The organism is Nonomuraea sp. NPDC004580, assembly GCF_040609855.1.
Classification (GTDB): Bacteria; Actinomycetota; Actinomycetes; order Streptosporangiales; family Streptosporangiaceae; genus Nonomuraea; species Nonomuraea salmonea.
Genome location: NZ_JBEXLH010000012.1, coordinates 50,538 through 75,158 on the forward strand (window position 1 = coordinate 50,538; position 24,621 = coordinate 75,158).

Sequence of the window (24,621 nt, forward strand, 5' to 3'; positions counted from 1 at the left end):
GAGTGTGAGGGTGAGGCTAGCGGAATCGGGGGTCAAGCGATTGCTCTCATAAGGCGTTGAGCTGCTGTGATCGCGTGTCGTAGCGAGGTCGATGCGTCCTGTTCATGGAGAATTGGCCGGTTGTTCGCCCGCTCGTAGGGCGGAGCGCCCCGCCGGTTGAGCAGGCGAATCCCATGTGCCATCGTCTCACCATGGATCAGCTCGCGGCGCTGCTCGACGGGCCCAGAGCGCACGGCGCCTTCCTCCTCCGCTCGATCCTCGATCCGCCGTGGTCCCTGCGCATCCAGGACGAGGCTCCGCTGTCGGTGGTGGCGCAGGTGCGGGGCGAGTCGTGGATCACGTTCGACGGCGGCGAGCCCGTACGCGTCGAGCCGGGGCGGGTGGCGATCGTCCGGGGGCCCGAGCCGTACACGGTGGCCGACGACCCGGCGACGAAGCCGCAGATCGTCATCCACCCCGGCCAGCGCTGCACCACCCTCGACGGCGAGTCCGTCTATCAGGCGATGGACCTCGGCGTCCGTACGTGGGGTAACGACCCCGGCGGCGGCACCGTGCTGCTCACCGGCGCCTACAACCTGGAGGGCGAGGTCAGCAGGCGGCTGCTCGACGTGCTGCCCCGGCTGATCGTGGAGCCCGGCGGGCCGCTCATCGGGCTGATGAGCGCCGAGATCGTCAAGGACGAGCCAGGCCAGGAGGCCGTCCTCGACCGGCTGCTCGACCTGCTGCTCATCGCGGTGCTGCGGGCCCACTTCGCGGCGAACGAGGCGCCGGGCTGGTACCGCGCGATGAGCGACCCGATCGTCGGCAAGGCCATGCGCATGCTGCACAACAACCCGGCACACCCGTGGACGGTCGCCGCGCTGGCGGCCGAGGTGGGGGTGTCGCGGGCCTCGCTGGCGCGGCGCTTCACCGACCTCGTGGGCGAGCCGCCGATGGCGTTCCTCACCGACTGGCGGCTGGCCCTGGCCGCCGACCTGCTGCGCGAGCCCGACGCCACGATCGGCTCGGTGGCGAGGAAGGTCGGCTACAGCAGCCCGTTCGCGCTCAGCGCGGCGTTCAAGCGGGTCCGCGGGGTCAGTCCCCAGCAGCACAGGGCCGGGGCTGTCACGTGAAACCCCTGCTCCTGCTCGACGTGGACGGCGTGCTGAACCCCATGGGCCGGCCCAGCCCGGACTTCCGGCCCTACCGGTGCACGATCGGCGCGGAGGTCTACACCGTCTACCTCAACCCGCGCCACGGCCGCCGCCTGCTGGAGCTGGCCCTGGTCACCGGCTCCGAGCTGGTCTGGGCCACCACGTGGGAGCACCACGCCAACGCGTGGATCGCGCCGCGCATCGGCCTGCCCTCGCTGCCGGTCATCGCCGTGCCGCCCGGCACGCCGCCGAGCGAGCACGGGGAGATGTTCAAGACCCCGCACGTGGCGGCGTACGCGGGGCGGCGGCCGTTCGTCTGGTTCGACGACCAGGTGTGGGCGGAGGACGAGGAGTACCTCAGGGTCCATCAGGGACTGACCGACTTCCTGCTCGTGCACGTGGATCCGAAGCGGGGACTGACCAGCCGCGATCTGGGCATGGCACAGGAGTGGCTGACCCTCTCAGGGTTTTCTCAGGGTCCCTGACGGGAGTCGGGCCGATCTGTCGTCCGTTCTCCAAGTAGGTCGACAACCAAGACGGAGGAACAGCACATGTACCGCTCACGAGAGCACAGGATCCTGGCCGGCGTCTGCGGCGGCATCGCCGACAAGACGGGCATGCCTCCCACGCTCGTCCGGGTCCTCTGGCTGCTGCTGTCGCTCATCCCCGGCCCGCTGTGGGTGGCCTATGTCGCCATGTGGATCCTCGTCCCGGAGGCGCCGAAGGGCTACCGGGCGGCATAGCGGCCCCGGTCCGCCGCACGGAAGAGCGCGAGCGCGATCAGCTCGGCGCCGACCGCGGCGGCCGGCAACCACCCGCTCCCGTACGTCTCCAGCACCACCCCGCCGAGCGCGGCACCGCAGGACACGCCCACGTAGACGGCACTGCTGTTGAGCGCGAGCGCCTGCGGGGCCGCAGGACCGGCGAGGGCGATCATGCGGGACTGCGCAGGCGGCGGGATCCACCACGACGCACCCGCCCAGAGCAGCAGCAGCGGCAGCAGGGCGAGCAGCGGCACGGGCCTGACGAGCTGGCAGCAGGTCAAGGCGGCCATCACCGCCGCGAAGGCGGCGACGCCGGTGGTCATCGCCCGGCTCGCGCCCCAGCGGTCGGCGGCCCGGCCGCCCAGCTGCCCGCCGGCCAGCCCGGCGAGGCCGGCCAGCACGAACACCCAGCCCAGCTCGGCCGGCCCGGCGCCGGCCAGGTCGCGCAGGAACGGGGCGAGATAGCTCAGCACCATCATGCTGCCCAGCACGATCGCGACGATCCCGAGCAGGCCGAGCAGCACCTGGGGGCGGGCCAGCGGGGCCAGCCGCCGCCCGATGGACATGGCGGGCGCGGGCGGCGTCTCGGGCAGTGTGGCCCGTACCGCGATCAGCGCGATGAGCCCCAGCAGAGCCCCCAGCCCGAACGTGGCCTGCCAGCCGAAGGCGCCGCCGACCCAGGTGCCGAGCGGCACGCCGAACGTGAGCGACGCGGTCAGCCCGCCCATCACCAGCGCCAGGTAGCGGCCCTGCCGCTCGGCGGGCGCGAGGGAGGTGGTGATCGCGTACGCGGCGGGGACGACCGCCGCCGCGGCGACGGCGGCCAGCACGCGCAGGCCGAGGAGCAGCGCGTACGAGCCGGCGAACGCGGCCGCCGCGTTGGCCGCGACGAACAGCACCAGCGCCCAGGTCAGCAGCCCGCGCCGCGACCAGGTGGCGGTCACCACGGATGCGACGGGCGCGGCCAGCGCGAACGCCAGCGAGAAGGCGGTGACGAGCTGCCCGCCCACGGCCTCGCTCACCCCCAGGTCGGCGGAGAGCGCGGGCAGCACGCCGGCGATCACGTAGTCGTCGGTGGCGAAGGTGAACGTGGTGAAGACCAGCGCGAGCAGCCACGTGGGCAGATACGTGGGCAGCCGGGCACGCCGGCGCACGTCGATGGGCATGGGTGTCCCCTGGAATTAAGGTAACGGTCGTTTCCTCGATAGGGTAACAGTCGTCACCTCAATGGCGTCAAAGGGGAATCGCGCATGGCCAGGACCGCCGACCCGCACCGCCGCGGCGAGCTGCTCGACCAGATCATCGACTACCTGGCCGAGCACGGCCTGTCCACGCTGTCCATGCGCCCGCTGGCCCAGCACCTCGGCAAGTCCACCCGCGTGCTCACCCACCACTTCGCCGACAAGGAGGAGCTGCTGTCGGCCACCATGGAGCGGCTCGACGAGCGGCACCGCGACTGGCTGCGCGGGCTGCCCGGCTGGTCGGGCTCCGACAGCGTGGGCACGATCATCCGCCGCACCTGGGACTGGCAGACCCGCGAGGACAACCAGCCGATCGCCCGCCTCATCCACGAGATCGAGGGGCTCGCGGTGGCCGGCAAGCTGGCCGGGCACGTGCCGCGGCTGCTGTCGGACCGGTCGGAGTTCGTGGCCGGCCTGCTGCGCGAGCGCGGGGTGCCGGAGCCCGAGGCGACGCGGATCTCGACGCTGGCGAACTCGGCGTACACCGGGCTGCAGATCGACTTCCTCACGACGGGCGAGCGCGAGCGGGTGGAGGCCGCGCTCGACCGGCTCTGCGCGCTGGTGGACGAGTGGGTCGCGGCCTGCTGACGACCTGCGGCGGGGTCAGTCAAAGGACGGGCATATCCTCGAAACATGAGGGCAAGGCCGCTGACGCTCATCCACGATGGGCTCGTCGATTACGACCAGGCGATGGAGCGCATGACCGACCTCGTCGGGCAGCGCCAACGGGACGAGCGGCCGGACACGCTCTGGCTGCTGAGTCACCCGTCCGTCTACACGATCGGGCGCCGCACCCCGATCACCCACCTGCCCGATCCCACGCGTGGCATCCCCGTGGTCGAGACCGGCCGGGGCGGCCAGCTCACCTATCACGGTCCTGGCCAGCTCGTCGGCTACCTCATCGTCAAGCTGGACGAGGGCGAGGGCATCGTCGACTACGTCCGCGAGGTCGAGCTGCGGCTGGTGGAGGCGCTGGGCAAGCTGGGGCTGCCGGCCGAGCGGCGTGACACGCCGCCGGGCTCCGAGCTGCTGACGGGTGTGTGGACGGTGGAGACCGCACGGAAGATCATCTCGATCGGCATGCGCCAGAGCAGGGGTGTCACCAGTCACGGGTTCGCGCTCAACGTCGACGGCGATCTGACGCCGTGGAACTGGGCGGTCGCGTGCGGGATGCCCGACGTCGACATGACCTCGCTCAAGCGCGAGCTGGGCAGGGCGGACATGGACGAGGTCCGCGAGGTCGTGGCGGAGGCGTTCGAGGCGTCCTGACGGGACGAGTCATCCTTAGGGAGGAAAAATCGGCATTTCTCCCCGCACATAACCCCAGATAAGCGATGATCCATCTTCGGTCGCACGCCCCGACGGGGGGATCGACAGAAGATTGGAGCATCGTGCGAAAGAGGTTCACACTGCTCGCCGCCGCCTTAGTGGCGGTGGCGACATTGTCGCCCGCGGCGCCCGCCAACGCGGCGGTCCCGCAGGCCGAACGCACCATCACCTGGGCTCCGTGCGAGGAGGAGCCGTCGGCCGAGTGCGGCACGCTCACCGTGCCGATCGACTGGTCGAAGCCCGACGGTCCGACCGTCGACATCGCGGTCGCCCGCCGCAAGGCCACCGACCCCGACGCCAGGATCGGCTCGCTGGTCATCAACCCGGGCGGCCCGGGCGGCTCGGGGGTCGAGGCCGTGTACGGCGCGCCCGGCTCCTACACCGAGGAGCTGCAGCGCCGCTTCGACATCGTCGGCTTCGACCCTCGGGGTGTGGGTCGCAGCCACCCGGTGATCTGCTCGGCGTCGGTCTACAACCAGATGCCGCACACGGTGATGAAGAGCCAGGCCGACTTCGCGGCATGGGACGCCTTCACCAAGCGCCTGCACCAGGACTGCCGCGAGCGCACCGGCCCCCTGTACGACCACGTCGACTCCGTGGACGTGGCCCGCGACATGGACGCCCTGCGCGCCGCCCTCGGCGAGGAGAAGCTCACCTACTACGGCATCTCGTACGGCACCCTGATCGGCCAGATGTACGCCGAGCTGTTCCCCGACCGCGTCCGCGCGCTCGGCCTCGACAGCAACATGGACCACAGCCTCGGCGTCGCGGGCTTCCTGACGACCGAGGCGCTGGCCGTCGAGGACGCCTTCGACCAGTTCGTCGGCTGGTGCGACCAGGAGCCGAGCTGCGTCCTGCACGGCCAGGACGTGCGGGCGATCTGGAAGAGCCTGCGGGAGAAGGCCCAGCGGGGCGAGCTGGTCTACCCGAGCACCGGCACGAAGATGACGGAGCTGCAGCTCATCTACAACGCCGCGCTGGGCAACGAGGGACCCGACTGGTGGACGCTCAGCCAGACCATCAACTGGCTGAACGGCGGGCCCGAGCCCGACTGGGTGCCGCCGCTGCCGGGCAGGGGGCCGGTGGAGGGCGACGTGGCCGAACTGCCGACCACGATCCTGTGCCAGGACTACAACCTCCGGGTGCGCAACTACGCCGAGTACGCCGCCCTCATGGCGGTTTCCGGCAAGCTGGCGCCCGACACGCGGTACCACCCGTACCCGGTGGACGACCTGCCGATCTGCATGAACTACCCGACGACGAACAAGCCGCACAAGCTGCGGTACACGGGTGACGCTCCTCTGCTGCTCGGCAACTCGCTGCACGACCCCGCCACGCCGTGGATCTGGTCGGCCAACGCGGCCCGCCAGCTCGGCCCGAAGGCGGTGCTGCTCACGTACGAGGGGTGGGGGCACCGCATCTACGGCAAGGACAAGTGCCAGACGGACATCTTCGACGAGTACCTGATCTCGCTGAAGGTGCCCGCGCACGGCACCCGCTGCGCGGTGGGCACGCCTGAGGAGGAGAGCCTGCTCAAGCGCAAGGCCGGCACGCACGCCTGGCCGACGGACCGGCTGAGCTGGGCCGGCTAGAGCACGCTCGCAGGACGCCCGGGGGCCGACGGACCCCCGGGCGTTTCGCGTCAGGAGACGAGGTTCTCGTCGTCGATCGTGCGGCGCGGCCCGGTGAACCAGTGGCGGGCCGACAGCGCCCACCACAGCGCGATGCCGACGAGCACGATGCCCACCGCGACGGGCGCGTAGTTGACCGACGTCCAGGTGAAGTCCGTGCTGCCGGGCACGCCGGCCGGCGAGAACGGCATGATGAAGTAGACCGAGACGATCACGATCTCGACGCAGGCGATCCAGCACAGCGCCTTGTACTTGCGGCCCAGCGTCCACGGCCCCGGCGTGAAGGCGTCGCCCATGCGCAGGCGCAGCCAGATCGGGATGAGGAAGGCCAGGTAGAGGCCGATGACCGCGATCGAGACGACGGCGTAGAACGCGACCGGCGTGGTCAGCCCGGGAGGGGCGTAGAGCGCGGGCAGCGTGATGAGGGCGGCGGCCACGCAGCCGGCCACGATGGCGTTGACCGGGGTGCGGTTGCGGTCCACCTTCGACCAGAGCCGCCAGCCGGGCACGGCGCCGTCGCGCGAGAACGCGTACGTCATGCGCGACATCGAGGTCACGCAGCTCATCCCGCAGAAGAACTGGCCGATGGTGGAGATCGCGAAGATCGCGGTGGCCAGCGGGGACGACAGCGCGGTCTCGAAGATGGCGCCGACGAAGCCGGACTGGGCGTTCAGCTCCTCCACGTTCGTGGCCGCGAACAGGAACGCGAGCAGCAGGATCCAGCCGCCGATCGCCGAGTAGAAGATCGACTGCCACAGGCCGCGGGCGGCGCTCTTCGCCGCTCCCTGCGTCTCCTCCGACACGTGGGCGCAGGCGTCGAAGCCGGTGATCGTGTACTGGGTGAGCAGGAAGCCGAGCGGCAGCACGTACAGCCAGAAGGGCAGGCCGTCGGAGCCGTCGCCGAAGCCCGAGGTGTTGTTGGTGCCGAAGAAGACGAAGCTCGCCGACTGGTGCTCGCTGGGCGCGAAGACGAGGATGGCGACCACGATCGCGGCGCCGGCGACGTGCCACCAGACGGAGATGTTCTGCAGCAGCGAGATCAGCCGGTGGCTGAAGATGTTGATCAGCGCGTGCAGCGCCAGGACGATCACGAACAGCAGGAACGCCTGGGGGAGCGTGGCCTCCCACGCGCCGCCCGTCAGCCGGTTGAGGGTGATGTTGAGGAATGTCGCGCAGCCGTAGTCCACCGAGGCGGTGACCGCGATGAGCCCGATGAGGTTGAGCCAGCCGGTGAACCAGCCGTGGATCGGCTTGCCCAGCTTGGCGGCCCACCAGTAGATGCCGCCCGCCGTCGGGTACGCCGACACCAGCTCCGACATGCAGAAACCGATGACGAGGATGAACAGGGAGATCAGCGGCCAGCCCCAGGAGATGGCGATGGGGCCGCCGTTGTTCCAGGCCTGTCCGAAGGTCGTGAAGCAGCCGGCGAGGATGGAGATGATCGAGAAGGAGATCGCGAAGTTGGAGAAACCGCTCCAGGTGCGGGCCAGCTCCTGCTTGTAGCCGAGCTCGGCCAGTCGCCTGGAATCCTCTTCTGTGCTCATTGAGGTCTCCCTGGGGGGCGTGGAGGACGCTCCTTTTGGTCTACGTCTAGACCATTTCTCCCCAGGGGACAAGGCGTTGCGGGCGGGTTTCGATCCGGCGGGGCCGGGGCGGCCGCCTTTTTCGCCAGGCCGCCCCGGCGGGTCCTACTTGTCGCCGAAGAGGTCGGTCACGGCCTGGCAGAACGCCTTGAGGTCATCCGGCTTGCGGCTGGTCACCAGCGTGTTGCCGCCTTCCGTGCACACCACGACCTCCTTGTCCACCCAGGTCGCCCCGGCGTTGCGCAGGTCGGTCTGCAGGCTCGGCCACGAGGTGAGCGTGCGCCCGCGGACGACGTCCGCCTCGACGAGCGTCCAGGGCGCGTGACAGATGGCCGCCACCGGCTTGCCGGCGTCGAAGAAGGACGTGGCGAAGCGCACGGCGTCGGGCGACATGCGCAGGAAGTCCGGGTTGGCGACGCCGCCCGGCAGCACCAGGCCGTCGTACGACGCCGGGTCGGCCTCATCTACCGTGTCGTCCACGGCGAAGGTGTCGGCCTTGTCCAAATGGTTGAACGCCTGGATCTGGCCGGGGGAGGTGGAGACCAGCCTGGGCGTGCCGCCCGCCTGTTTGACCGCCTTCCACGGCTCGGTGAGCTCCACCTGCTCGACTCCCTCGGGTGCCACCAGGAAAGCGATGGTCTTGCCGTCCAGCATGAGAACCCCCTTGGACTGCGTGTTTCCCGTCCCCTTACCGGGCGGCGCGCATGTATGCGTCTTTACCCCTAGGGGGTATAGAGTGAGCGCATCGGAGCCGATCCAGGAAGGAGCGTTCGCATGACCGTCGCCACGTACCAGGTTGAGGGCATGACCTGCGGCCATTGTGTCAGCGCCGTGACAGAAGAGGTGAGCGGCATCGCCGGGGTGAGCGGAGTCGAGGTCGATCTCGCCTCCGGAGCGGTGACCGTCACCAGCCAGGCCCCCATCGACGACGCGCTGATCGGCGCCGCCGTCACGGAGGCCGGCTACGAGCTGGCGGGCCGGGCGGCCCCCGTCGAGCTGCTCCCGATGGCAGGGGAGTCGTGCTGCGGCTCCGGGGGCTGCTGCTAGCTCACCAGGGCAGTGGGCCCTGCGCGGCGAAGAAGCCGCCGGTCGGGCCGTCGGGGCCGAGCCGCGCCATCCGTACGATGATCTCGGCGCCCTCCTCGACGCTCTGCGTGCCGGTGTTGACGTTGAGGTCGGTCTTGGTGAAGCCGGGCTCGACCGCGTTGATCCGCATCTCGGGGAACGCCTTGGCGTACTGGACGGTGAGCCGGTTGACCGCCGACTTCGAGGCCGGGTAGGCGACGCCGGGATAGGCGTGCACCGGGGTGCCCTCGGTGGTCGCGGCGGTCAGCCGCACCCCTGACGAGCGGGCCGCGTTCGAGGCGGCGCTGGTCGGCGACCTGCGCGCCACGGCCGGCCGCTACCCCGCCGACCGCTCGTTGCGAGAGCTGATCGCCGAGCTGCGCGCGGGCAGCCCCCGCTTCGCCGCGCTTTGGGACTCCGGCACGGTCGCCCGTCAGGTGGGCGGGCGCAAGACGTTCGAACACCCCCGGGTGGGCCCGATGACGCTCGACTGCGACATGCTCAGCGTGGCCGGCAGCGATCTTCGCGTCATCGTCTACACCGCCGAGCCGGGTACCCCCGACGCCGAGCGACTCGCTATCCTGGCGCGCCAAGTGATGGCGCCCGCGGGGACATGACACCAGCTCACAGCCGTGTCAAGGGCACTGAAAATTTACACCGCCGTTGGAAACGAAGATGAAACAATTTTCCGCCACTCGTTGACACGCGGTCTCCGTATGGTGTGCCTTCTTCTACACAGAGACCCCCCGCCTGAAGGTGAGGCACTTATGAGGAAATGGTTCGCACGCCTGGCTGCGCTGGGCGTCGCGCTATTAGTGGCCGGTCAGGGCACCACGGCTGCCCTCGCCCAGGACCCGGCGGCGGGGAAGAAGATCGTACGCGTCGGCGCCACGCAGGCGATGGACTCGATGAACCCCTTCCTCGCGGTCCGCCTGGTCTCCACGTCGATCCACCGCTGGATGTACGGGTTCCTCACGGTGCCCGACTCCAAGACGCTCGCACCGAGCCCCGACCTGGCCGAGTCGTGGAGCACGTCGGAGGACGGGCTCACCTGGACGTTCAAGATCCGTGCCGCCAAGTGGTCCGACGGCCAGCCGATCACGGCCGAGGACGCCGCCTGGACGTTCAACAAGATGATGACCGACGAGGCCGCCAAGACGGCCAACGGTCCCGCGGTGGAGAACTTCGAGAGCGTCACCGCCAACGGCCAGGACCTGGTCATCAAGCTCAAGGCGCCGCAGGCCAGCATGCTGGACAACCCGGTCCCGATCATGCCCAAGCATGTCTGGGAATCGGTCACCGACATGGCCAACTACGACGCCGAGAAGTACCCGACCGTCAGCAGCGGCCCGTACTTCGCGATCGAGCACAAGAAGGACCAGTACGTCAAGCTGCAGGCCAACCCCAACTACTGGCGGGGCAAGCCAAAGATCGACGAGCTGCAGGTCATCTTCTACGACAACCCGCAGGCCGCCATCGCGGGCCTGAAGAACGGCGACATCGACCTGCTCGGCCGGATGAACCCGCCGGAGTTCGAGGCCATCCAGAACGACCCCAACATCGTCGCCTGGAACGAGCAGGGCCGGCGCGCGGCGTACCTGCAGATCAACCACGGCGCCACCACCAGCGACGACAAGCCCGTCGGTGACGGCCACCCGGCGCTGAAGGACCAGAAGGTCCGCCAGGCGCTCCACTACGCCATCGACAAGCAGAAGCTCGTCGACGAGGTCCAGAACGGCCTGGCCAAGCCGGCCGACGGCTCGATCGTCCCGCCGATGTACCAGGACTTCTTCTGGGAGGCCACCGGTGACGAGAAGGTCAGCTACGACCCGGCCAAGGCCAACCAGATCCTCGACGACGCCGGCTACAAGAAGGGCGCCGACGGCGTCCGTACGATGCCCGACGGCAAGCGCAAGCTGGAGTTCCGGTTCAGCATCCACACGGACACCCCGATCGAGGACAAGCTCGCCGAATACCTGACGGGCTTCTTCAAGGAGATCGGCATCACGCTGACCACCAAGAAGCTCGACTCCAGCAAGTTCACCGAGGAGACCGGCGTCACCGGCCTGTTCGACATCGCCATCAGCGGCTGGTCGGTCAACCCCGACCCCGAAGAGGTCCTCGCCACCCACCTGTGCAGCCGGCGGCCCAGCCCGACCGGTGAGGGCGGCGGCACCGAGTCCTTCTACTGCGACGACGAGTTCGAGCAGCTCTACAAGGACCAGCAGAAGGAGCTCGACCGGCCCAAGCGCGCCGAGCTCATCAAGAAGATGCAGGAGCGTCTCTACACCGACGCCCCGGTCATCGCGATCTACTACACCAACGACCTTGAGGGTTACCGCAAGGACCGCATCACCAGCATCACCCCGATCCCCGAGGACAGCGGCATCCTCTACGGCGGCAGCGGCTACTGGCCGTTCTACACCGTGGACGTCAAGGCCGTGGCCGCGTCCGGCTCCAGCGCCGAGGGCGGCTCCAACACCGGCCTCATCGCGGGCGTCGTGGGCGGCGTGGTGGTCATCGGTCTCGCGGTGTTCCTCCTGAGCAGGCGGCGCAAGAGCACCGCAGACGAACGCGAATGACGACACCGCTCGAAGCAGCAGAGCCCGCCGCCCAGGCGGCGGGCCCTGGTGACGAGCGCCCCACCCGCCGCGGCACGCTGCAGTACGCGCTGTCCAAGGCCGGTGGGGCGCTGTTCAGCATCGCCATGGTGATCATCGGAACGTTCTTCGTGTTCCGGCTGCTCCCCGGCGACCCCGTACGCAACCTGGCCCAGGGCCGCAACATGACCCCGGCCCAGCTCGACCTCGAACGCCGCAGGCTCGGCCTGGACAAGCCGCTCGTCGACCAGTTCTTCCAGTTCGTGGGCGACACGCTCAGGCTCGATCTCGGCACCTCCTACGAGTACAAGCGGCCGGTCATCGACCTCATCGGCGAGCGCATCGGCCCGACGCTCCTGCTCGCCGGCACCGGCCTGGTCATCGCGGTCAGCCTGGGCGTCTGGCAGGGCACCAGGGCCGGCTGGCGCCACGGCAGCCGCTTCGACCGCTTTTCCACCGGGCTGTCGCTGCTGCTGTGGTCGGTGCCGACGTTCTGGCTCGGCCTGCTGCTGATGATGGTGTTCGGCGTCGGCATCGGGCCCATCCCGGGCATCTTCCCCTTCCGGGGCATCGAGAGCGTGGACGCGCCCGACGGGTTCGCGTACGTGCTGGACGTCGCCTCCCACATGGTGCTGCCCTGCCTGACGCTGGTGGCCGTCGTGTACGCCCAATACCTGCTCATCATGCGCTCGTCGCTGCTTGAGGAGGTCAGCCAGGACTACGTGACGGTGGCCAGGGCCAAGGGGCTGCGCGACGACGACGTACGACGCAGGCACGCGGTGCCCAACGCGCTGCTGCCCACGGTCACGCTGGTGTTCATGCGCATCGGCTTCGTCGTCGGCGGCGCCGTCACCGTGGAGACGATCTTCACCTGGCCGGGGCTCGGGCAGCTGTTCTACGAGGCGGTCAGAGTGCCCGACTTCACGCTCATGCAGGGGACGTTCCTGCTGATCACGGTCGCCGTCATCGTCATGAACACGCTGGCCGACGTGGTCTACCACGTGCTCGACCCGAGGGTGAGGTCCGCATGACGGCTGTCGCCGCGGAACGCAGGAAGCAGGCGCTGAGCCGCTTCTGGGCCGGATTCCGCACCCACCGCGGCGGCGTCGCGGGCCTCGTCGTCCTCGTCGTCGCGGTCGTGCTCGCGCTCGCCGCGCCGCTGTTCATCGACGAGACGGTCACCAGCGTCATCCAGAACACCGGGCAGCGGTGGGCCGCGCCCAGCCTCGCCGAGCCGTTCGGCACCGACGAGTCGGGCCGGTCGATCCTGCTCATGGTCTGGTGGGGCTCGCGCACGTCGCTGTTCATCGGCTTCCTCGCCGCGCTGCTCAGCATCGTGATCGGGCTGATCGTGGGCGTCGCGGCCGGGCACTTCAGGGGCTGGGCGGGCGGCGCGCTCATGCGCGTCACCGACTGGTTCCTGGTGCTGCCCTCGCTGGTCACCGCGCTCGTCCTGGCCGCCATCCTGGGCGGCAGCACGTTCACGATCATCGCCGCGATCGGCATCACCACCTGGCCGTCCACCGCCCGGCTGATCCGGGCGCAGACGCTCGCCGTCGAGGCCAGGCCGTACATCGAACGCTCCAAGGCGCTCGGCGCGGGCCACTGGCACATCACCACCCGGCACGTGCTGCCGAACGTGGCGCCGCTGCTGCTGGCCAGCACCACCCTGGAGGTGGCCAGCGCCATCGTCACCGAGTCCACGCTGGCCTTCCTCGGCGCCAGCTCCAACCGCACGTCCTGGGGCACGATGCTCCGGGCCTCCTACGACTTCGGCGCCACCACCCAGGGCGCCTGGTGGTACATCCTCATCCCCGGCCTCGCCATCCTGCTCGTCGTGATGGCGTTCACGCTGGTCGGAAGGGCCCTGGAGGCCGTGCTCAACCCGAGGCTGAGGAGGGCCGCATGAGCCTGCTCGAACTCGACGACGTGTCCGTGACCTACCGCATCGCCTCGGGCGAGGTGCCCGCCGTGCGCGGAGTGTCGCTGGCGCTCGACGCCGGTGCGGCGCTCGGCGTCGCCGGCGAGTCGGGGTCAGGCAAGTCGACGCTGGCCATGGCGCTGCTGCGGCTCCTGCCCAAGGACGCGCAGGTCGGCGGCCGGATCCTGCTCGACGGCGAGGACGTCCTGACCATGAAGTGGGGGCGCATGCGCGCCGTCCGCTGGGCCGAGGCGTCCATCGTCTTCCAGGGCGCCCAGCACGGGCTCAACCCCGTGCGCAGGATCGGCGAGCAGATCGCCGAGCCGCTGCTCGTGCACAACCTGGCCAAGCCCGAGGCCGCCCGCGCGCGCGTCGCCGAGCTGCTCGACCAGGTGGGCCTGCCCGCCTGGCGGGCCCGCAGCTACCCGCACGAGCTGTCCGGCGGCCAGCGGCAGCGCATCATGATCGCGATGGCGCTGGCCTGCTCGCCGCGCCTGATCATCGCCGACGAGCCGACCACCGCGCTCGACGTGATGGTGCAGGCGCAGGTGCTCACCCTGATCAAGGACCTGGTCGCCGAGCACGGCATCTCGCTCATCATGATCTCGCACGACCTGTCGGTGCTCGCCGACGTGTGCGACCGGCTCGCGGTCATGTACGCCGGCCGCGTCGTCGAGCACGGCCCGTCCGCCGAGGTGTTCCACGACGCCAAGCACCCCTACAGCAAGGCGCTCGCCGCGGCGTTCCCCACCGTCGGCGACCCGGTCTCGCGCATGGCCCCCAAGGGCCTGGGCGGCGACCCGCCCGACCCGATGGAGCTGCCCACCGGCTGCGCCTTCCACCCGCGCTGCCCGGTCGCGCTCGACACGTGCGCCGACCTCGACGTGCGGCTCTGGCCGGCCGGGCCCAACCGTACGGCGGCCTGTGTGCACGCCAGGGTCGACGAGGAGGTCGCTACATGACGGAGACCCGCACCGCCGCGGAGGAGGTCGGCACCACCAGGTCCGCCCTGCTCGAAGCGCGGGACCTGCACGTCGAGTTCGCCTCCAGGGGCCGCCGCGCCCGCGCCGTGGACGGCGTGAACCTGGCCATCGGCGAGGGCGAGATCGTCGCCCTCGTCGGCGAGTCGGGTTGCGGCAAGACCACGCTCGCCCGCACCCTGCTCGGCCTCGAACGCCCCACCTCGGGCGAGGTCCGCTACGACGGCGCGAGCCTCGGCTACACCACCAAGGCGCTGCGCGCCTACCGCAGGCAGGTGCAGCTCGTCCTGCAGGACCCGACCGGCTCGCTCAACCCCCGCCACACCGTGTACGAGGCCGTCGCGGAAGGCCCCCGCATCCACGGGCTGGCCGACGAGCGCGACATCGTGGCCACCGCCCTGTCCAGGGCCGGGCTGCGGCCGCCCGAGCGGTTCTTTCAGCGCTACCCGCACGAGCTGTCCGGCGGGCAGCGGCAGCGCGTCGTCATCGCGGGCGCGCTGGCGCTCGACCCGAAGGTGCTGGTCGCCGACGAGCCCGTGGCCTCGCTGGACGCGTCCGTACGGGGTGAGATCCTCGCCCTGCTGCTCAAGCTGCGCGCGGAGCTGGGGCTTTCCGCGCTGGTCGTCACCCACGACCTCGGCCTGGCCTGGAACATCGCCGACCGGGTCGCCGTGATGTACCTCGGCAGGATCGTCGAGTCGGGCCCCGTCGAGCAGGTGCTGACGGCGCCGCGGCATCCGTACACGCAGGCGCTGCTGTCGGTGCTGCCCGAGTCGCCCGAGCGGATCGTCCTGACCGGCGAGCCGCCCGACCCGACCCGCATCCCCGGCGGCTGCCGCTTCCACGTCCGCTGCCAGGTGCTGGCGTCGGGCAGGGCGGCGGAGGCGGGAGTGGACGGCCACTGCCGCAGCCGGCTCCTGGACATCCTGCCCGCAGCGCCGGACGCCCAGGCCGCCTGCCACTACGCGGAGACCGTCTCCTGACGCTCAGGTGAGGTCGGCGTCGTGGACGAGGATGGCGGCCTGTACGCGGTTGGCCAGGCCCAGCTTGGCCAGCACGCGGCTGACGTGGGCCTTGACCGTGGCCTCCGTCAGGCGTAGCTCGCGGCCGATCTCGGCGTTGGACAGGCCGCGGGCCAGGGCCCTGATGACGTCCTCCTCCCGGCCGGTCAGCCCGGCGAGCTGCCGGCGGGCGGCCTCGGCGCGGGAGGGGGCGCGGTCGGCGTAGGAGGCGATCAGGCGCTTGGTGACCGAGGGCGAGAGCATCGCCTGACCGGCCGCGACCGTGCGCACGGCGGCGGCCAGCTCGCGCGGCGGGGTGTCCTTCAGCAGGAACCCGACCGCGCCGTGCCGCAGCGCCTCGTGGACGTACTCGTCGAAGTCGAACGTGGTCAGCATGATCACCTTGGGCGGCTCGGGCAGCGCGAGGATCCTGGCCGCCGCGGCCAGCCCGTCGAGGCCCGGCATGCGGACGTCCATCAGCACCACCTCGGGCCGCAACCGTCGTACGGCCGACACCGCCTCCGCACCGTCCCGCGCCTCACCGGCGACGGCGATGTCCCCCGACGCCTCCAGGATCAGCCGCAGCCCGGACCGCACCAGCTCCTCGTCATCCACGACGAGCACCCTGATCACGCGGGAACTCCAGGTCTCTCGAGAAGGTCGATCATGCGGGGATCCTGGCGCTCACGAGGAAGCCGCCGCCTTCCTGGGCGCTGCTGCGGAGCGTGCCGCCGAGCAGTTCGACGCGCTCGCGCAGCCCCACCAGCCCCCATCCCGCTCCCGGCACCGCCCCGCCCTCGCGGGGGGCGTGCGGGGCCTCGTTGCGCACCTCCACCCGCAGCTCGTGCTCGCCGTAGCGGATCAGCACGTCGGTGCCCGCGTCGCCCGCGTGCTTGTGCACGTTGGTGAGCGCCTCCTGGATCACCCGGTACGCCGTGCGCTCCACCGTCTCCTCCATCGGCCGGGGCTCGCCCTCGTCGCGCCTGGTCACGTCGATGCCGAGGGCCCGCGACTGGTCGAGCAGCCGGTCGAGGTCGCCGAGCGTGGGCGGCGGGCTGAGGGCGGCGTCGGGCGGCTCGTGCCGGGGCGCGCGCAGCACGCCGAGCACGTCACGCAGGTTGGCCAGCGCCTCGCGGCCGATGCCGCCGATCAGCGCCGCGGTCTCGGCCGCCTCCGGGTCGCCGGTACGCACCTCCAGGGCGCCCGCGTGCAGCACGATCAGCGAGACCCGGTGGGCCACCACGTCGTGCATCTCCCGCGCGATCCTCGCCCGCTCCTGCGCCCTGGCCTGCTCGGCCCGCATGACCCGCTCGCGTTCGAGCCGTTCGGCCCGCTCTTCGGCGGCGGCCAGCACCTCGGCCCTGGCCCGCGTCCACATGCCGAGCGCCAGCGGCAGCCCGACGACGGCCACCGCCATGAGCAGCGCGTTGCCCGGCCCCGTGGCGGGCGCCTGCCGCGGGCCGCCGACCGCCAGCGGAAGGGCGCACACCACCAGGCAGCCGGCGACGTACGCGACGAGCTGACGGGCGCCGCGCAGCGTGCGGCCCGCCTGATAGGCGGCGACCAGCAGCGGCGGCCACATCAGCAGCCACACGTACGCCAGCGCGCCCACGGCGGCCAGCGGCCACCAGGCGCGGCGCGCATGCCAGGCGGCGACCCCGGCCACGGCGGCGATCAGGCCGAGCACGGGGACCGGCAGCCCGGACGGCACCCCCGCCTGCCCGGTCCCGGTGAACCACGACAGCCCGGCCACCACCGCGCCGAGCAGAACGAACCGCATGGCCACAGCGTAGGCCGCACGCCGCACGACGCTTTACGACGAAAGTAGTAACCCGCCGAGCGGGGCGCGCCTTACGACGAAAGTAGTAAGCGGCGATCGACGATCGGGGCGGACACCTCGGCGGCCCGGCGCGCCAGCCTGGCAGCCATGCACAAGTCCCTGGCCCTCACGGCCCTCACCCTGACCTTGCCCGCGACCCTCGCCGCCCCACCGGCCCATGCATCGGCCCACGCATCGGCCCACGCATCGGCCCACGCATCGGCCCACGCCCCCGTTCAGGCCCACGTCTCTGAGCTCAAGCTGCCGGCCCCCACCGGGAGGCGGCCCGTGGGGACGGAGAGCCTGCACCTTGTGGACCGCAGCCGGCGGGACCCGTGGAATCCCGACGCGGAGCACAGGGAGCTGATGGTGACGCTCTGGTACCCGGCGAAGAAGGCCGTCGGGGCGCGGGCGCCGTACATGACGCGGGCGGAGTCGGAGGCGGTGCTCGCCGATTACGACGTGCCGGACAAGAGCGTGCTCAGCCGGATCGTCACGCACGCGCGGCTCAAGGCGCCCGTCGCCAAGGGCAGGCTGCCGCTGGTCGTCATGTCGCCGGGGTTCAGCTTCCCGAGGGCCACGCTGACCTCGCTGGCCGAGGACTTCGCCGCCAGGGGGTATCTCGTCGCGGCGGTGGAGCACACGTACGAGTCGGTCGGCACCACGTTCCCCGACGGCCGCACCACCACCTGCCTGTCCTGCGAGCAGCGGCCGGACGGCGCGGACGTGGCGGCGGGCCGGGTGAAGGACGTGCGGTTCGTGCTGGACGAGCTGCTCGACGGCCGCTGGGGCCGGCGCATCGACCGCAGCAAGATCGCCATGGTGGGCCACTCCATGGGCGGGTACGCCGCCGCCCAGACCATGCTCGCCGACCACCGCATCAAGGCGGGCGTCAACCTGGACGGCACCTTCAAGGTCGGCAAGCCGCTGAAGCGGCCGTTCATGATGATCGGCACGCCGTCGCACGCCCCCGGCGAGGGAAGCGGCAGCTGGGACGAGGCATGGACGCACCTGAAGGGGCCGAAGCGGTGGATCACGGTGGCGGACACCGACCACTCGGCGTTCGTCGACTACGCGCTGATCAGGAAGCCGCTGGGCATCCCGGCGCAGAAGCTCGACGGCGCCCGGGCCTTGGAGATCACCCGGGCGCACCTGGCCGCCTTCGCGGACCGGCACCTGCTGGGCCGGCGCACCCCGGTGAAGAACTATCCGGAGGTCACCGACCACTTCCGTACCGAGGGAGAAGCTGAGCGGCCCTCAGACGGCGCTTGAACGCCCCGCACGTCAGAAGGCGCTGATGGTGGCGGGGGCGCGCTCGGCGCGGCTCAGCGTGCGGATGACGGCCGTGGGGCCGTGGCGGTGGACGGCGAGGCGGGCCAGCAGCTCCACCACCGGGTCGATCACCGACGGCGGCAGCCCCGGCGTCTCCACGCCGACGCTGGCGGCCAGGTCGTCGCCATGGACGACCAGCTCGACGAGCCGGGTGAGCAGGAAGTCGTCGAGGAGCAGCGACCAGCCGGCAGGCGTGTTGACGACCCGGTCGGCGGGCTCGGAGGCTAGCGCCGCGCGCTGCATGTCGAGCAGCGCCTGGCTGCGCTCGACCAGCAGGGCGGGCCCGGCGGCCGCGGCCGCCTCACCGCCGCGCCTGATGCTGAGATTGCTCTCGTGGTCGAGCCCGGCCTGCACCCACGGCGAGCGCGTGTAGTGCTCCAGGAGCGTGACGGGCGGCCGGACGGCCCCGTTGGGGGTGAGCGCCTCGCCGACCCTGACGAGCTGATGGGCCAGGTGCCCGGCGAGCCCCGCGACGCTGAACTCCACCAGCGCGCTCGGCTTGTCCCATGACGCCGCCACCGCCGGGTGGCGGAGAAGCTCCACCGCCGACTCCGCGGCCAGCAGATAGGACTGCCTGCTTTCGACCATAGGTCGCACTCTCCCGGGATGAGGTGTGTCGGTACGTAGCTCGTAACAACCGGCTCCCGGATTGCCATCCCGCTCCGGGTTCAGGCCAGCGCCCGGCCGATCGCGGATCTGACGAACGCGCGCGCCAGCCGGCCCCGCCGATAGCGGCTGAGCACCGGCTGCTCGGTGCCGTAGCGGCGGGCGCGGATGTCGGCGATCAGCACGGCGGGGGCGCCCAGCTCGTGCAGTACCTCGAGTGCCTCCCGCTTGCTGATCAGCCGGCCGTCCTGCAGGGTGACCGTGGCCCTGGCCACCGTCACCATGCCCAGATCCACCCAGACGTCCTGCAGCCAGCGCCGCCGTCCCTGCGCCCGGACGAGCCAGAAGTCGCGCAGGTCCGCGCGGATGAAGCGGGCCAGCTCCTCGTCCGAGACGGGGGGCAGCAGCTCGGCCGGCGGCGGGCCGTACAGGACTCTGGCCCCCTCGTGCAGCTCGCGCCGCGTCACCGCCGTCACAGGGCGCCGGAAGATGTGCTCGTGCGCCCACGTGATGTGCTCGGCGCCGAGGTCGTCGAGCTCCTGTCTCGCCATGTACGAGCAGTGCAGCCGCTCCGCGAGCGGCAGGCGTAGCCTCCTGTGCACCGCCTTGATCCGCCGCCAGTGATCCATGGTCGGCGTGGTGTCGAGCACCGCGACCAGGTCGAGGTCACTGCGTCCTGGTTGATAGTCGCCGGCCGCTAACGAGCCGTGGGCCCAGAGCGCGACCAGGGGGACGGCCGGCTCGACGCCCTCGAGAAAAACCTCCAGCAGGCGTTCCGTCGCTGCGTGCATGATGGCAACTATGATCGATACCCGGCTGTCTGGAAAGGTCGCGCTGATCACCGGAGCCAACCAGGGCATCGGCGCGGCGGCCGCCCGCGCGCTGGCGGCCGAGGGCGTGGCGGTCTTCCTCACGTACAAACGGCTGACGCCGCTGAACGACCCGGTGTATCCCGCGGCCTACGACCAGGCGCGCGCCGCCGACGCCTCTGAGGTCGTGGCCCGCATCCGTGAGGCGGGTGGCACGGCGGAAGCGGTGGAGGCCGACCTCGCCGACCCGGCCGTCCCCAAGGCCCTGTTCGACCAGGCCGAAAAGGCGTTCGGCCCTGTGGAGATCCTGGTCAACAACGCCAGCGGCTGGCTCAGCGACACCTTCTCGCCCGCCGAGCGCGACGGGTTCGGCCGCCCGCTGCGCCCGGTCGACGCCGAGACCCACGAGCGGCTGTTCGCCGTCGACGTACGCGCGCCCGCCCTGCTGATCGCCGAGTTCGCCCGCCGCCACCTGGAGCGCGGCGCGCGCTGGGGCCGCATCATCGGCCTCACCTCAGGCGGCCCCGACGGCTTCCCCACCGAGGTCAGCTACGGCGCGGCCAAGGCCGCCCAGGAGAACTACACCATGTCGGCCGCGCGCGAGCTGGGCCGCCACGGCGTCACGGCCAACATGGTCCATCCGCCCGTCACCGACACCGGCTGGGTCAACGAGAAGGTCGCCGTCGCGGTGGCCGCCGACGGCGTGCTGCCCGAGGTGGCGCAGCCGGACGACGTCGCCGAGGTGATCACGTTCCTGGCCTCGCACCAGGGGCGGCGGGTGACGGGTCAGGTGGTCAAGATGTACTGAACAGGGCGCTGACCGACTCGCCGTCGTGGATCCGGCGCATGGCCTCGGCCAGGGCGGGCGCGATCGACAGCACGGTCAGCTTGTCGGCGGGCTTGGGCGGCGGCACGGTGTTGGTGCAGACGATCTCCTCGACCTCGGGCAGCGAGGTGAGGCGTTCGAGCGCGCCGCTGGAGAACAGACCGTGCGTGCACGCCACGCGTACGGAGCTGACCTTCTGCTCGCGCAGCCGGTCGAGCAGCTCGATGACCGTGCTGCCCTTGGCGATCTCGTCGTCGAGGATGATCACGTCTTTGCCGGTCACCTCGCCGATCACGGAGCTGATCACCACGCGGTCGTCGCTGAAGCGCTGCTTGGCGCCCATGGCGACGCCGGTGCCGAGCAGCCGCGCGAAGGCGGCGGCCTCTTTGGCGTTGCCCAGGTCGGGGGAGACGACGACGGTGTTGGACAGGTCGTAGCGGCGGAAGTGGGCGGCCAGCTCGCGCAGCGCGTGGAGGTGGTCGACCGGCACGCTGAAGAAGCCGTGCACCTGCGGCGAGTGCAGGGTCATGGCCAGCACCCTGCTGGCGCCCGCGGCCACCATCAGGTCGGCGACCAGGCGGGCGCCGATGGAGATGCGCGGGGCGTCCTTCTTGTCGCTGCGGGCGTAGGCGTAGTGCGGCAGCACCACGGTCGTCCGCGCGGCGGAGGCGCCGCGCGCGGCGTCGAGCATCAGCAGCAGCTCCACGAGGTGCTCCTGCACCGGCGGGACGAGCGGCTGGATGAGGAACACGTCGCGCTCCCGGCAGTTGGCCTGGAGCTGCACTTCGAGTACGTCGTTGGCGAACCGGTTGATCTGTACGGGGTGGAGAGGAGTGCCCAGCTGGGCGCAGATCTCCTCGGCCAGCTCGGGGTGGGCACTGCCACTGAAAACCGTGATGTCTCGCACGATTCACACATCGTAGCCACCTGCGGTGACATGGCCTGGCAGCGGCCCCGCGAGTCGTGAAGGGGGTTCAGCCGATCAGCTCGGGGGTGAGCGCGTCGAGGCCGGGCAGCACCCGCCAGGCCAGGGCGAGCGCGTCGGGCGCCGGTGGGTAACGCGGATGCGGCACCGCGATCACGTGCATGCCCGCCGCGTACGCCGACCGCAGCCCGTTGCTGGAGTCCTCGACCGCCACGCAGCTCCGGGGATCGACGCCGAGCCGCCGCGCCGCCTCCAGGTAGCCGTCGGGCGCCGGCTTGCCCCGCTCGACCTCCTCGGTGGACACGGTGGCCGCGAAGCACTCCGTCAGCCCCGCCGTGTCGAGCACGACGTCGATCAGCCGCCGGGGGGACGAGCTGGCCAGGCCGAGCGTGGCCGTCGCGGCCAGGCGGCGGACGGTCTCGACGGCCTTCGGCATCAGCGGGACGCCGTCGCGGTAGCGGACCGCCATCTCGTCGATCACGCCGCGCGCGATGTCGCCCGGCTCCTGCTCGACGCCGATCTCGTGCAGATAGGCCGCCCATTCGCCGGTGCTCATGCCCATCAGCTTCGTCTGCGTGTCGGGCTGCCAGGTGCCGCCGTGATCGGCGACGTACGCCCGCCGCACCTCCTCCCACACCGGCTCGGAGTCCACCAGCACACCGTCGAGATCGAATACGCACGCATCCACGTGACCACCCTAATCACCCCGGACTTGCCGGAGATTCATCCTCTTTAGTGCATCTATTGGGCTATATGTCTGGTTCTCTGGGGCATGCGGCTTGGCATGGCAGACCTTCCATTTCACGACCGTGCCGACTTCGAGGACGCCGACCGGGGCTTCATCGCCGCCCTCGCCCCAGGCGTCGTCAAATCGGTGGACGGCGACGTCGTGTGGGACAACGACGCCTACGACTTCCTCAAGGAGGACTGCCCGCGGACCGCCCATCCCGGCCTGTGGCGGCAGGGCGCGCTCTGCGCCCGACAGGGCCTGTACGAGGTCACCGACGGCATCTACCAGGTACGCGGCCTCGACCTGTCGAACATGACCCTGGCCGAGGGCGAGGCCGGCGTCGTCGTCATCGACCCGCTGATCTCCACCGAGTGCGCCGCCGCCGCGCTCAAGCTCTATCGCGCCCACCGCGGCGACCGCCCGGTCACCGGCGTCGTCTACACCCACTCCCACGTGGACCACTTCGGCGGCGTGCGCGGGGTGACCGGCGGCGGCGTGCCGATCCTGGCCCCGGCCGGCTTCATGGAGCACGCGGTCACCGAGAACGTCTACGCGGGCCCCGCGATGGCCCGCCGCGCCGTCTACATGTACGGCCCCGCCCTGCCCCGCTCCGCGGAGGGCCAGATCGGCGCCGGGCTCGGCATGACGGTCTCGACCGGCACGATGTCGCTCATCCCGCCGACCGCGGAGGTCACGCGTACCGGCCAGGAGGAGGTCGTGGACGGCGTACGGATGATCTTCCAGCTCACGCCGGGCGCGGAGGCCCCCGCCGAGATGAACGTGTTCTTCCCCGGCCGCCGCGCCCTGTGCCTGGCCGAGAACGCCACCCACAACCAGCACAACATCCTGCCGCTGCGCGGCGCGCAGGTCCGCGACGCGCGCGCCTGGGCCCGCTACCTCACCGAGGCGCTCGCCCTGTTCCTCGACGGCACGGACGTCGCCTTCGCCTCCCACCACTGGCCGACCTGGGGCCGCGAGCGCATCGCGCGCTTCCTGTCGCAGCAGCGCGACCTGTACGCCTACCTGCACGACCAGACCCTGCGCCTGCTCAACAAGGGCCTGACGGCGGCCGAGATCGCCGAGGTCGTCCAGCTCCCGCCCGAGCTGGAGCAGGCGTGGCACGCGCACGGCTTCTACGGCAGCGTCAGCCACAACGTCAAGGCCGTCTACCAGCGCTACCTCGGCTGGTTCGACGGCAACCCGGCCCACCTGTGGGAGCACCCGCCGAAGGAGAGCGCGATCAGGTACGTCGAGTGCCTCGGCGGCGGCGCGGCCGTGGTGGCCTTCGCCCGCCGCTACATCGACGAGAACGACCTGCGCTTCGCCGCCCAGCTGCTCAACCACGCGGTCTTCGCCGACGAGGGCAACAAGGAGGCCCGCGACCTGCTGGCCGAGGTCTACACCCGGCTGGGCCACGGCGCCGAGAACGCCACCTGGCGCAACTTCTACCTCATGGGCGCGCTGGAGCTGGCCGACGGCATCGTGCCGGCCACGGCCGGCCGTCCCGAGGCCGACTTCTTCGCCGCGCTCTCCGTGGAGCAGATCTTCGACTCGATCGCCATCAGGGTGGACGGGCCGCGCGCCTGGCACGAGCGGCTCACCATCGACTGGCACCTGACCGACCTCGGGCGGCGCTACCGCACGTCGCTGTCGAACGGCGCGTTCGTCCAGCAGCGCGACCCGCGCGACGACGGCGCCGCCGACCTCACCCTGCGGCTGACCAGGGCGCAGCTCGCCGGTCTGCTGTCGGGCAAGGGCGTGGAGGGCGTCGAGCGCGAGGGCGACACGAACGTGCTGCGCCGGCTGGTGGCCGTGCTCGACCACCCGGTGCCGGACTTCGCGCTCGTGACCGCGTAGCTAGCGCCCCAGCTCGGCGCGCAGCGCCTTGCAGGCGAGCGCGAGCAGCGTCACGAGGGCCGCGGCCACGCCCGGCCCGACCAGCAGCGGCAGGGTCAGCTCACCGGCGTGCCAGGCCGCCGCGATGATCGCCGACGAGGTCAGCACCGACACGCCGAACATCGCCGCCCATAGCGGCAGCACGTGCAGGTACGCGAACAGCAGCGGGAACGCCAGCCAGACGAACGGCGGCGCCGCCACGGCGAGCACCGCCCACCCGGCGCTCACGAGCCCGAGCCACACCGCCCTGGCCGGGCCCGGGGTCGCGGGCGCGGCGGCGTAGAGGAGGCCGAGCACCACCCCGCCCGACGCGACCGCCAGGCGGTCCTGCTGCCACGTGGTGACCACGGCGACCGTCAGCACCCCGAGCCCCGTCGCGTGCACCGCCCAGGCCAGCAGCCGGTACGGAACGTTCATCGTCACGCACCAA

At 71.1% G+C, this 24,621-nt stretch carries 26 protein-coding genes and 1 pseudogene; 16 read left to right on the top strand and 11 right to left on the bottom strand.

The features are described 5' to 3' along the window. Nucleotides 1-191 precede the first annotated feature (191 nt). The 3 genes from ABZW11_RS15325 (at nt 192) to ABZW11_RS15335 (ending at nt 1,876) form a co-directional block, all read left to right on the top strand. A complete protein-coding gene (locus ABZW11_RS15325; protein ID WP_355416840.1) occupies nt 192-1,112 on the top strand; it encodes an AraC family transcriptional regulator in 921 nt (306 codons plus the stop codon). Further along, the gene (locus tag ABZW11_RS15330; RefSeq protein ID WP_355416843.1) at nt 1,109-1,618 is read left to right on the top strand and encodes an HAD domain-containing protein; all 510 of its coding nucleotides are present in this window, start codon (nt 1,109-1,111) and stop codon (nt 1,616-1,618) included. The genes ABZW11_RS15325 and ABZW11_RS15330 overlap by 4 nt, the downstream gene beginning before the upstream one ends. 66 nt (nt 1,619-1,684) lie before the next feature. Continuing rightward, the gene (locus ABZW11_RS15335; RefSeq protein ID WP_355416846.1) at nt 1,685-1,876 is read left to right on the top strand and encodes a PspC domain-containing protein; all 192 of its coding nucleotides are present in this window, start codon (nt 1,685-1,687) and stop codon (nt 1,874-1,876) included. On the opposite strand, the gene ABZW11_RS15340 is transcribed toward ABZW11_RS15335, so the two are convergent. After that, on the bottom strand, nt 1,861-3,063 hold the full coding sequence (locus ABZW11_RS15340) for an MFS transporter (RefSeq protein ID WP_355416849.1): 1,203 nt from the start codon (nt 3,061-3,063) through the stop codon (nt 1,861-1,863). The two genes, ABZW11_RS15335 and ABZW11_RS15340, sit on opposite strands and share 16 nt — an antisense overlap. Before the next feature lie 84 nt (nt 3,064-3,147). On the opposite strand from ABZW11_RS15340, the gene ABZW11_RS15345 reads away from it, so the two are divergent. The 3 genes from ABZW11_RS15345 (at nt 3,148) to ABZW11_RS15355 (ending at nt 6,059) form a co-directional block, all read left to right on the top strand. Continuing rightward, a complete protein-coding gene (locus ABZW11_RS15345) occupies nt 3,148-3,726 on the top strand; it encodes a TetR/AcrR family transcriptional regulator (RefSeq protein WP_355416852.1) in 579 nt (192 codons plus the stop codon). Nucleotides 3,727-3,771: 45 nt separating this feature from the next. Then, on the top strand, nt 3,772-4,407 hold the full coding sequence (gene lipB / locus ABZW11_RS15350) for a lipoyl(octanoyl) transferase LipB (protein ID WP_355416855.1): 636 nt from the start codon (nt 3,772-3,774) through the stop codon (nt 4,405-4,407). 122 nt (nt 4,408-4,529) lie between these two features. Further along, nucleotides 4,530-6,059, top strand: a complete 1,530-nt coding sequence (locus ABZW11_RS15355; RefSeq protein WP_355416858.1) for an alpha/beta fold hydrolase — start codon at nt 4,530-4,532, stop codon at nt 6,057-6,059. A 50-nt stretch (nt 6,060-6,109) separates the two neighbouring features. Here ABZW11_RS15355 and ABZW11_RS15360 read toward each other — a convergent pair whose 3' ends face one another. Both ABZW11_RS15360 and ABZW11_RS15365 read right to left on the bottom strand, forming a co-directional pair. Next, nucleotides 6,110-7,642 carry an amino acid permease gene (locus tag ABZW11_RS15360; RefSeq protein ID WP_355416861.1) on the bottom strand — a complete coding sequence of 511 codons (1,533 nt, stop codon included), beginning with the start codon at nt 7,640-7,642 and terminating at the stop codon, nt 6,110-6,112. Between the two features lie 144 nt (nt 7,643-7,786). Then, nucleotides 7,787-8,335 carry a type 1 glutamine amidotransferase domain-containing protein gene (locus ABZW11_RS15365; protein WP_355416864.1) on the bottom strand — a complete coding sequence of 183 codons (549 nt, stop codon included), beginning with the start codon at nt 8,333-8,335 and terminating at the stop codon, nt 7,787-7,789. A 120-nt stretch (nt 8,336-8,455) separates the two neighbouring features. Between ABZW11_RS15365 and ABZW11_RS15370 the strand changes: the two are divergent. Beyond that, nucleotides 8,456-8,659: pseudogene (locus ABZW11_RS15370) on the top strand (cation transporter); the annotation flags it as partial. Between the two features lie 70 nt (nt 8,660-8,729). Here the strand turns inward: ABZW11_RS15370 and ABZW11_RS15375 are convergent. Beyond that, entirely contained in the window at nt 8,730-9,020 is a 291-nt protein-coding gene (locus ABZW11_RS15375; RefSeq protein WP_355416867.1) for an SDR family NAD(P)-dependent oxidoreductase, read from the bottom strand. Between ABZW11_RS15375 and ABZW11_RS15380 the strand changes: the two genes are divergently transcribed. The 6 genes from ABZW11_RS15380 (at nt 8,998) to ABZW11_RS15405 (ending at nt 15,230) form a co-directional block, all read left to right on the top strand. After that, nucleotides 8,998-9,363 carry a hypothetical protein gene (locus ABZW11_RS15380; RefSeq protein ID WP_355416870.1) on the top strand — a complete coding sequence of 122 codons (366 nt, stop codon included), beginning with the start codon at nt 8,998-9,000 and terminating at the stop codon, nt 9,361-9,363. The genes ABZW11_RS15375 and ABZW11_RS15380 overlap by 23 nt on opposite strands. A 150-nt stretch (nt 9,364-9,513) precedes the next feature. Further along, nucleotides 9,514-11,328 carry an ABC transporter substrate-binding protein gene (locus ABZW11_RS15385; RefSeq protein WP_355416873.1) on the top strand — a complete coding sequence of 605 codons (1,815 nt, stop codon included), beginning with the start codon at nt 9,514-9,516 and terminating at the stop codon, nt 11,326-11,328. After that, nucleotides 11,325-12,377: an ABC transporter permease gene (locus ABZW11_RS15390; RefSeq protein ID WP_355416875.1), complete on the top strand. Its 1,053-nt coding sequence runs from the start codon at nt 11,325-11,327 to the stop codon at nt 12,375-12,377. Before ABZW11_RS15385 ends, ABZW11_RS15390 begins: the two co-directional genes overlap by 4 nt. Beyond that, nucleotides 12,374-13,255, top strand: coding sequence for an ABC transporter permease (locus ABZW11_RS15395; RefSeq protein ID WP_355416878.1), 882 nt, complete (start codon nt 12,374-12,376; stop codon nt 13,253-13,255). Before ABZW11_RS15390 ends, ABZW11_RS15395 begins: the two co-directional genes overlap by 4 nt. Next, nucleotides 13,252-14,229, top strand: coding sequence for an ABC transporter ATP-binding protein (locus ABZW11_RS15400; RefSeq protein WP_355416880.1), 978 nt, complete (start codon nt 13,252-13,254; stop codon nt 14,227-14,229). The genes ABZW11_RS15395 and ABZW11_RS15400 overlap by 4 nt, the downstream gene beginning before the upstream one ends. Further along, nucleotides 14,226-15,230, top strand: coding sequence for an ABC transporter ATP-binding protein (locus ABZW11_RS15405; RefSeq protein WP_355416883.1), 1,005 nt, complete (start codon nt 14,226-14,228; stop codon nt 15,228-15,230). The genes ABZW11_RS15400 and ABZW11_RS15405 overlap by 4 nt, the downstream gene beginning before the upstream one ends. A gap of 3 nt (nt 15,231-15,233) precedes the next feature. Here ABZW11_RS15405 and ABZW11_RS15410 read toward each other — a convergent pair whose 3' ends face one another. Continuing rightward, the gene (locus ABZW11_RS15410) at nt 15,234-15,881 is read right to left on the bottom strand and encodes a response regulator transcription factor (protein ID WP_355416885.1); all 648 of its coding nucleotides are present in this window, start codon (nt 15,879-15,881) and stop codon (nt 15,234-15,236) included. 31 nt (nt 15,882-15,912) lie between these two features. Further along, entirely contained in the window at nt 15,913-17,028 is a 1,116-nt protein-coding gene (locus ABZW11_RS15415; protein WP_355416888.1) for a histidine kinase, read from the bottom strand. 327 nt (nt 17,029-17,355) lie between these two features. On the opposite strand from ABZW11_RS15415, the gene ABZW11_RS15420 reads away from it, so the two are divergent. Further along, the gene (locus ABZW11_RS15420; RefSeq protein ID WP_355416891.1) at nt 17,356-18,339 is read left to right on the top strand and encodes an alpha/beta fold hydrolase; all 984 of its coding nucleotides are present in this window, start codon (nt 17,356-17,358) and stop codon (nt 18,337-18,339) included. Nucleotides 18,340-18,351: 12 nt separating this feature from the next. Here the strand turns inward: ABZW11_RS15420 and ABZW11_RS15425 are convergent, their stop codons facing one another. After that, nucleotides 18,352-18,987 (bottom strand): maleylpyruvate isomerase N-terminal domain-containing protein, encoded by a 636-nt coding sequence (locus ABZW11_RS15425; RefSeq protein WP_355416894.1) that lies wholly within the window; start codon nt 18,985-18,987, stop codon nt 18,352-18,354. 80 nt (nt 18,988-19,067) lie between these two features. After that, entirely contained in the window at nt 19,068-19,796 is a 729-nt protein-coding gene (locus tag ABZW11_RS15430) for a nucleotidyltransferase domain-containing protein (protein ID WP_355416897.1), read from the bottom strand. A gap of 10 nt (nt 19,797-19,806) precedes the next feature. On the opposite strand from ABZW11_RS15430, the gene ABZW11_RS15435 reads away from it, so the two are divergent. Further along, nucleotides 19,807-20,622 carry an SDR family NAD(P)-dependent oxidoreductase gene (locus ABZW11_RS15435; RefSeq protein ID WP_355416900.1) on the top strand — a complete coding sequence of 272 codons (816 nt, stop codon included), beginning with the start codon at nt 19,807-19,809 and terminating at the stop codon, nt 20,620-20,622. Here ABZW11_RS15435 and ABZW11_RS15440 read toward each other — a convergent pair. Both ABZW11_RS15440 and ABZW11_RS15445 read right to left on the bottom strand, forming a co-directional pair. Beyond that, nucleotides 20,609-21,547, bottom strand: coding sequence for a ribose-phosphate pyrophosphokinase (locus ABZW11_RS15440; RefSeq protein WP_355416903.1), 939 nt, complete (start codon nt 21,545-21,547; stop codon nt 20,609-20,611). The genes ABZW11_RS15435 and ABZW11_RS15440 overlap by 14 nt on opposite strands. A 67-nt stretch (nt 21,548-21,614) precedes the next feature. Continuing rightward, the gene (locus tag ABZW11_RS15445) at nt 21,615-22,253 is read right to left on the bottom strand and encodes an HAD family phosphatase (RefSeq protein ID WP_355416906.1); all 639 of its coding nucleotides are present in this window, start codon (nt 22,251-22,253) and stop codon (nt 21,615-21,617) included. A 96-nt stretch (nt 22,254-22,349) separates the two neighbouring features. Between ABZW11_RS15445 and ABZW11_RS15450 the strand changes: the two genes are divergently transcribed. Then, a complete protein-coding gene (locus ABZW11_RS15450) occupies nt 22,350-24,152 on the top strand; it encodes an alkyl sulfatase dimerization domain-containing protein (protein ID WP_355416909.1) in 1,803 nt (600 codons plus the stop codon). On the opposite strand, the gene ABZW11_RS15455 is transcribed toward ABZW11_RS15450, so the two are convergent. Further along, entirely contained in the window at nt 24,153-24,614 is a 462-nt protein-coding gene (locus ABZW11_RS15455) for a hypothetical protein (RefSeq protein WP_355416912.1), read from the bottom strand. Nucleotides 24,615-24,621 lie beyond the last annotated feature (7 nt).

What these genes read in the sequence shown, in the direction of transcription:
- ABZW11_RS15325 (WP_355416840.1), top strand. Translation starts at nt 192, where the DNA reads ATGGATCAGCTCGCGGCGCTGCTCGACGGGCCCAGAGCGCACGGCGCC.
- ABZW11_RS15335 (WP_355416846.1), top strand. Translation starts at nt 1,685, where the DNA reads ATGTACCGCTCACGAGAGCACAGGATCCTGGCCGGCGTCTGCGGCGGC.
- ABZW11_RS15340 (WP_355416849.1), bottom strand. Translation starts at nt 3,063, where the DNA reads ATGCCCATCGACGTGCGCCGGCGTGCCCGGCTGCCCACGTATCTGCCC.
- ABZW11_RS15345 (WP_355416852.1), top strand. Translation starts at nt 3,148, where the DNA reads ATGGCCAGGACCGCCGACCCGCACCGCCGCGGCGAGCTGCTCGACCAG.
- lipB (WP_355416855.1), top strand. Translation starts at nt 3,772, where the DNA reads ATGAGGGCAAGGCCGCTGACGCTCATCCACGATGGGCTCGTCGATTAC.
- ABZW11_RS15360 (WP_355416861.1), bottom strand. Translation starts at nt 7,642, where the DNA reads ATGAGCACAGAAGAGGATTCCAGGCGACTGGCCGAGCTCGGCTACAAG.
- ABZW11_RS15365 (WP_355416864.1), bottom strand. Translation starts at nt 8,335, where the DNA reads ATGCTGGACGGCAAGACCATCGCTTTCCTGGTGGCACCCGAGGGAGTC.
- ABZW11_RS15385 (WP_355416873.1), top strand. Translation starts at nt 9,514, where the DNA reads ATGAGGAAATGGTTCGCACGCCTGGCTGCGCTGGGCGTCGCGCTATTA.
- ABZW11_RS15390 (WP_355416875.1), top strand. Translation starts at nt 11,325, where the DNA reads ATGACGACACCGCTCGAAGCAGCAGAGCCCGCCGCCCAGGCGGCGGGC.
- ABZW11_RS15395 (WP_355416878.1), top strand. Translation starts at nt 12,374, where the DNA reads ATGACGGCTGTCGCCGCGGAACGCAGGAAGCAGGCGCTGAGCCGCTTC.
- ABZW11_RS15400 (WP_355416880.1), top strand. Translation starts at nt 13,252, where the DNA reads ATGAGCCTGCTCGAACTCGACGACGTGTCCGTGACCTACCGCATCGCC.
- ABZW11_RS15405 (WP_355416883.1), top strand. Translation starts at nt 14,226, where the DNA reads ATGACGGAGACCCGCACCGCCGCGGAGGAGGTCGGCACCACCAGGTCC.
- ABZW11_RS15415 (WP_355416888.1), bottom strand. Translation starts at nt 17,028, where the DNA reads ATGCGGTTCGTTCTGCTCGGCGCGGTGGTGGCCGGGCTGTCGTGGTTC.
- ABZW11_RS15425 (WP_355416894.1), bottom strand. Translation starts at nt 18,987, where the DNA reads ATGGTCGAAAGCAGGCAGTCCTATCTGCTGGCCGCGGAGTCGGCGGTG.
- ABZW11_RS15430 (WP_355416897.1), bottom strand. Translation starts at nt 19,796, where the DNA reads ATGCACGCAGCGACGGAACGCCTGCTGGAGGTTTTTCTCGAGGGCGTC.
- ABZW11_RS15435 (WP_355416900.1), top strand. Translation starts at nt 19,807, where the DNA reads ATGATCGATACCCGGCTGTCTGGAAAGGTCGCGCTGATCACCGGAGCC.
- ABZW11_RS15450 (WP_355416909.1), top strand. Translation starts at nt 22,350, where the DNA reads ATGGCAGACCTTCCATTTCACGACCGTGCCGACTTCGAGGACGCCGAC.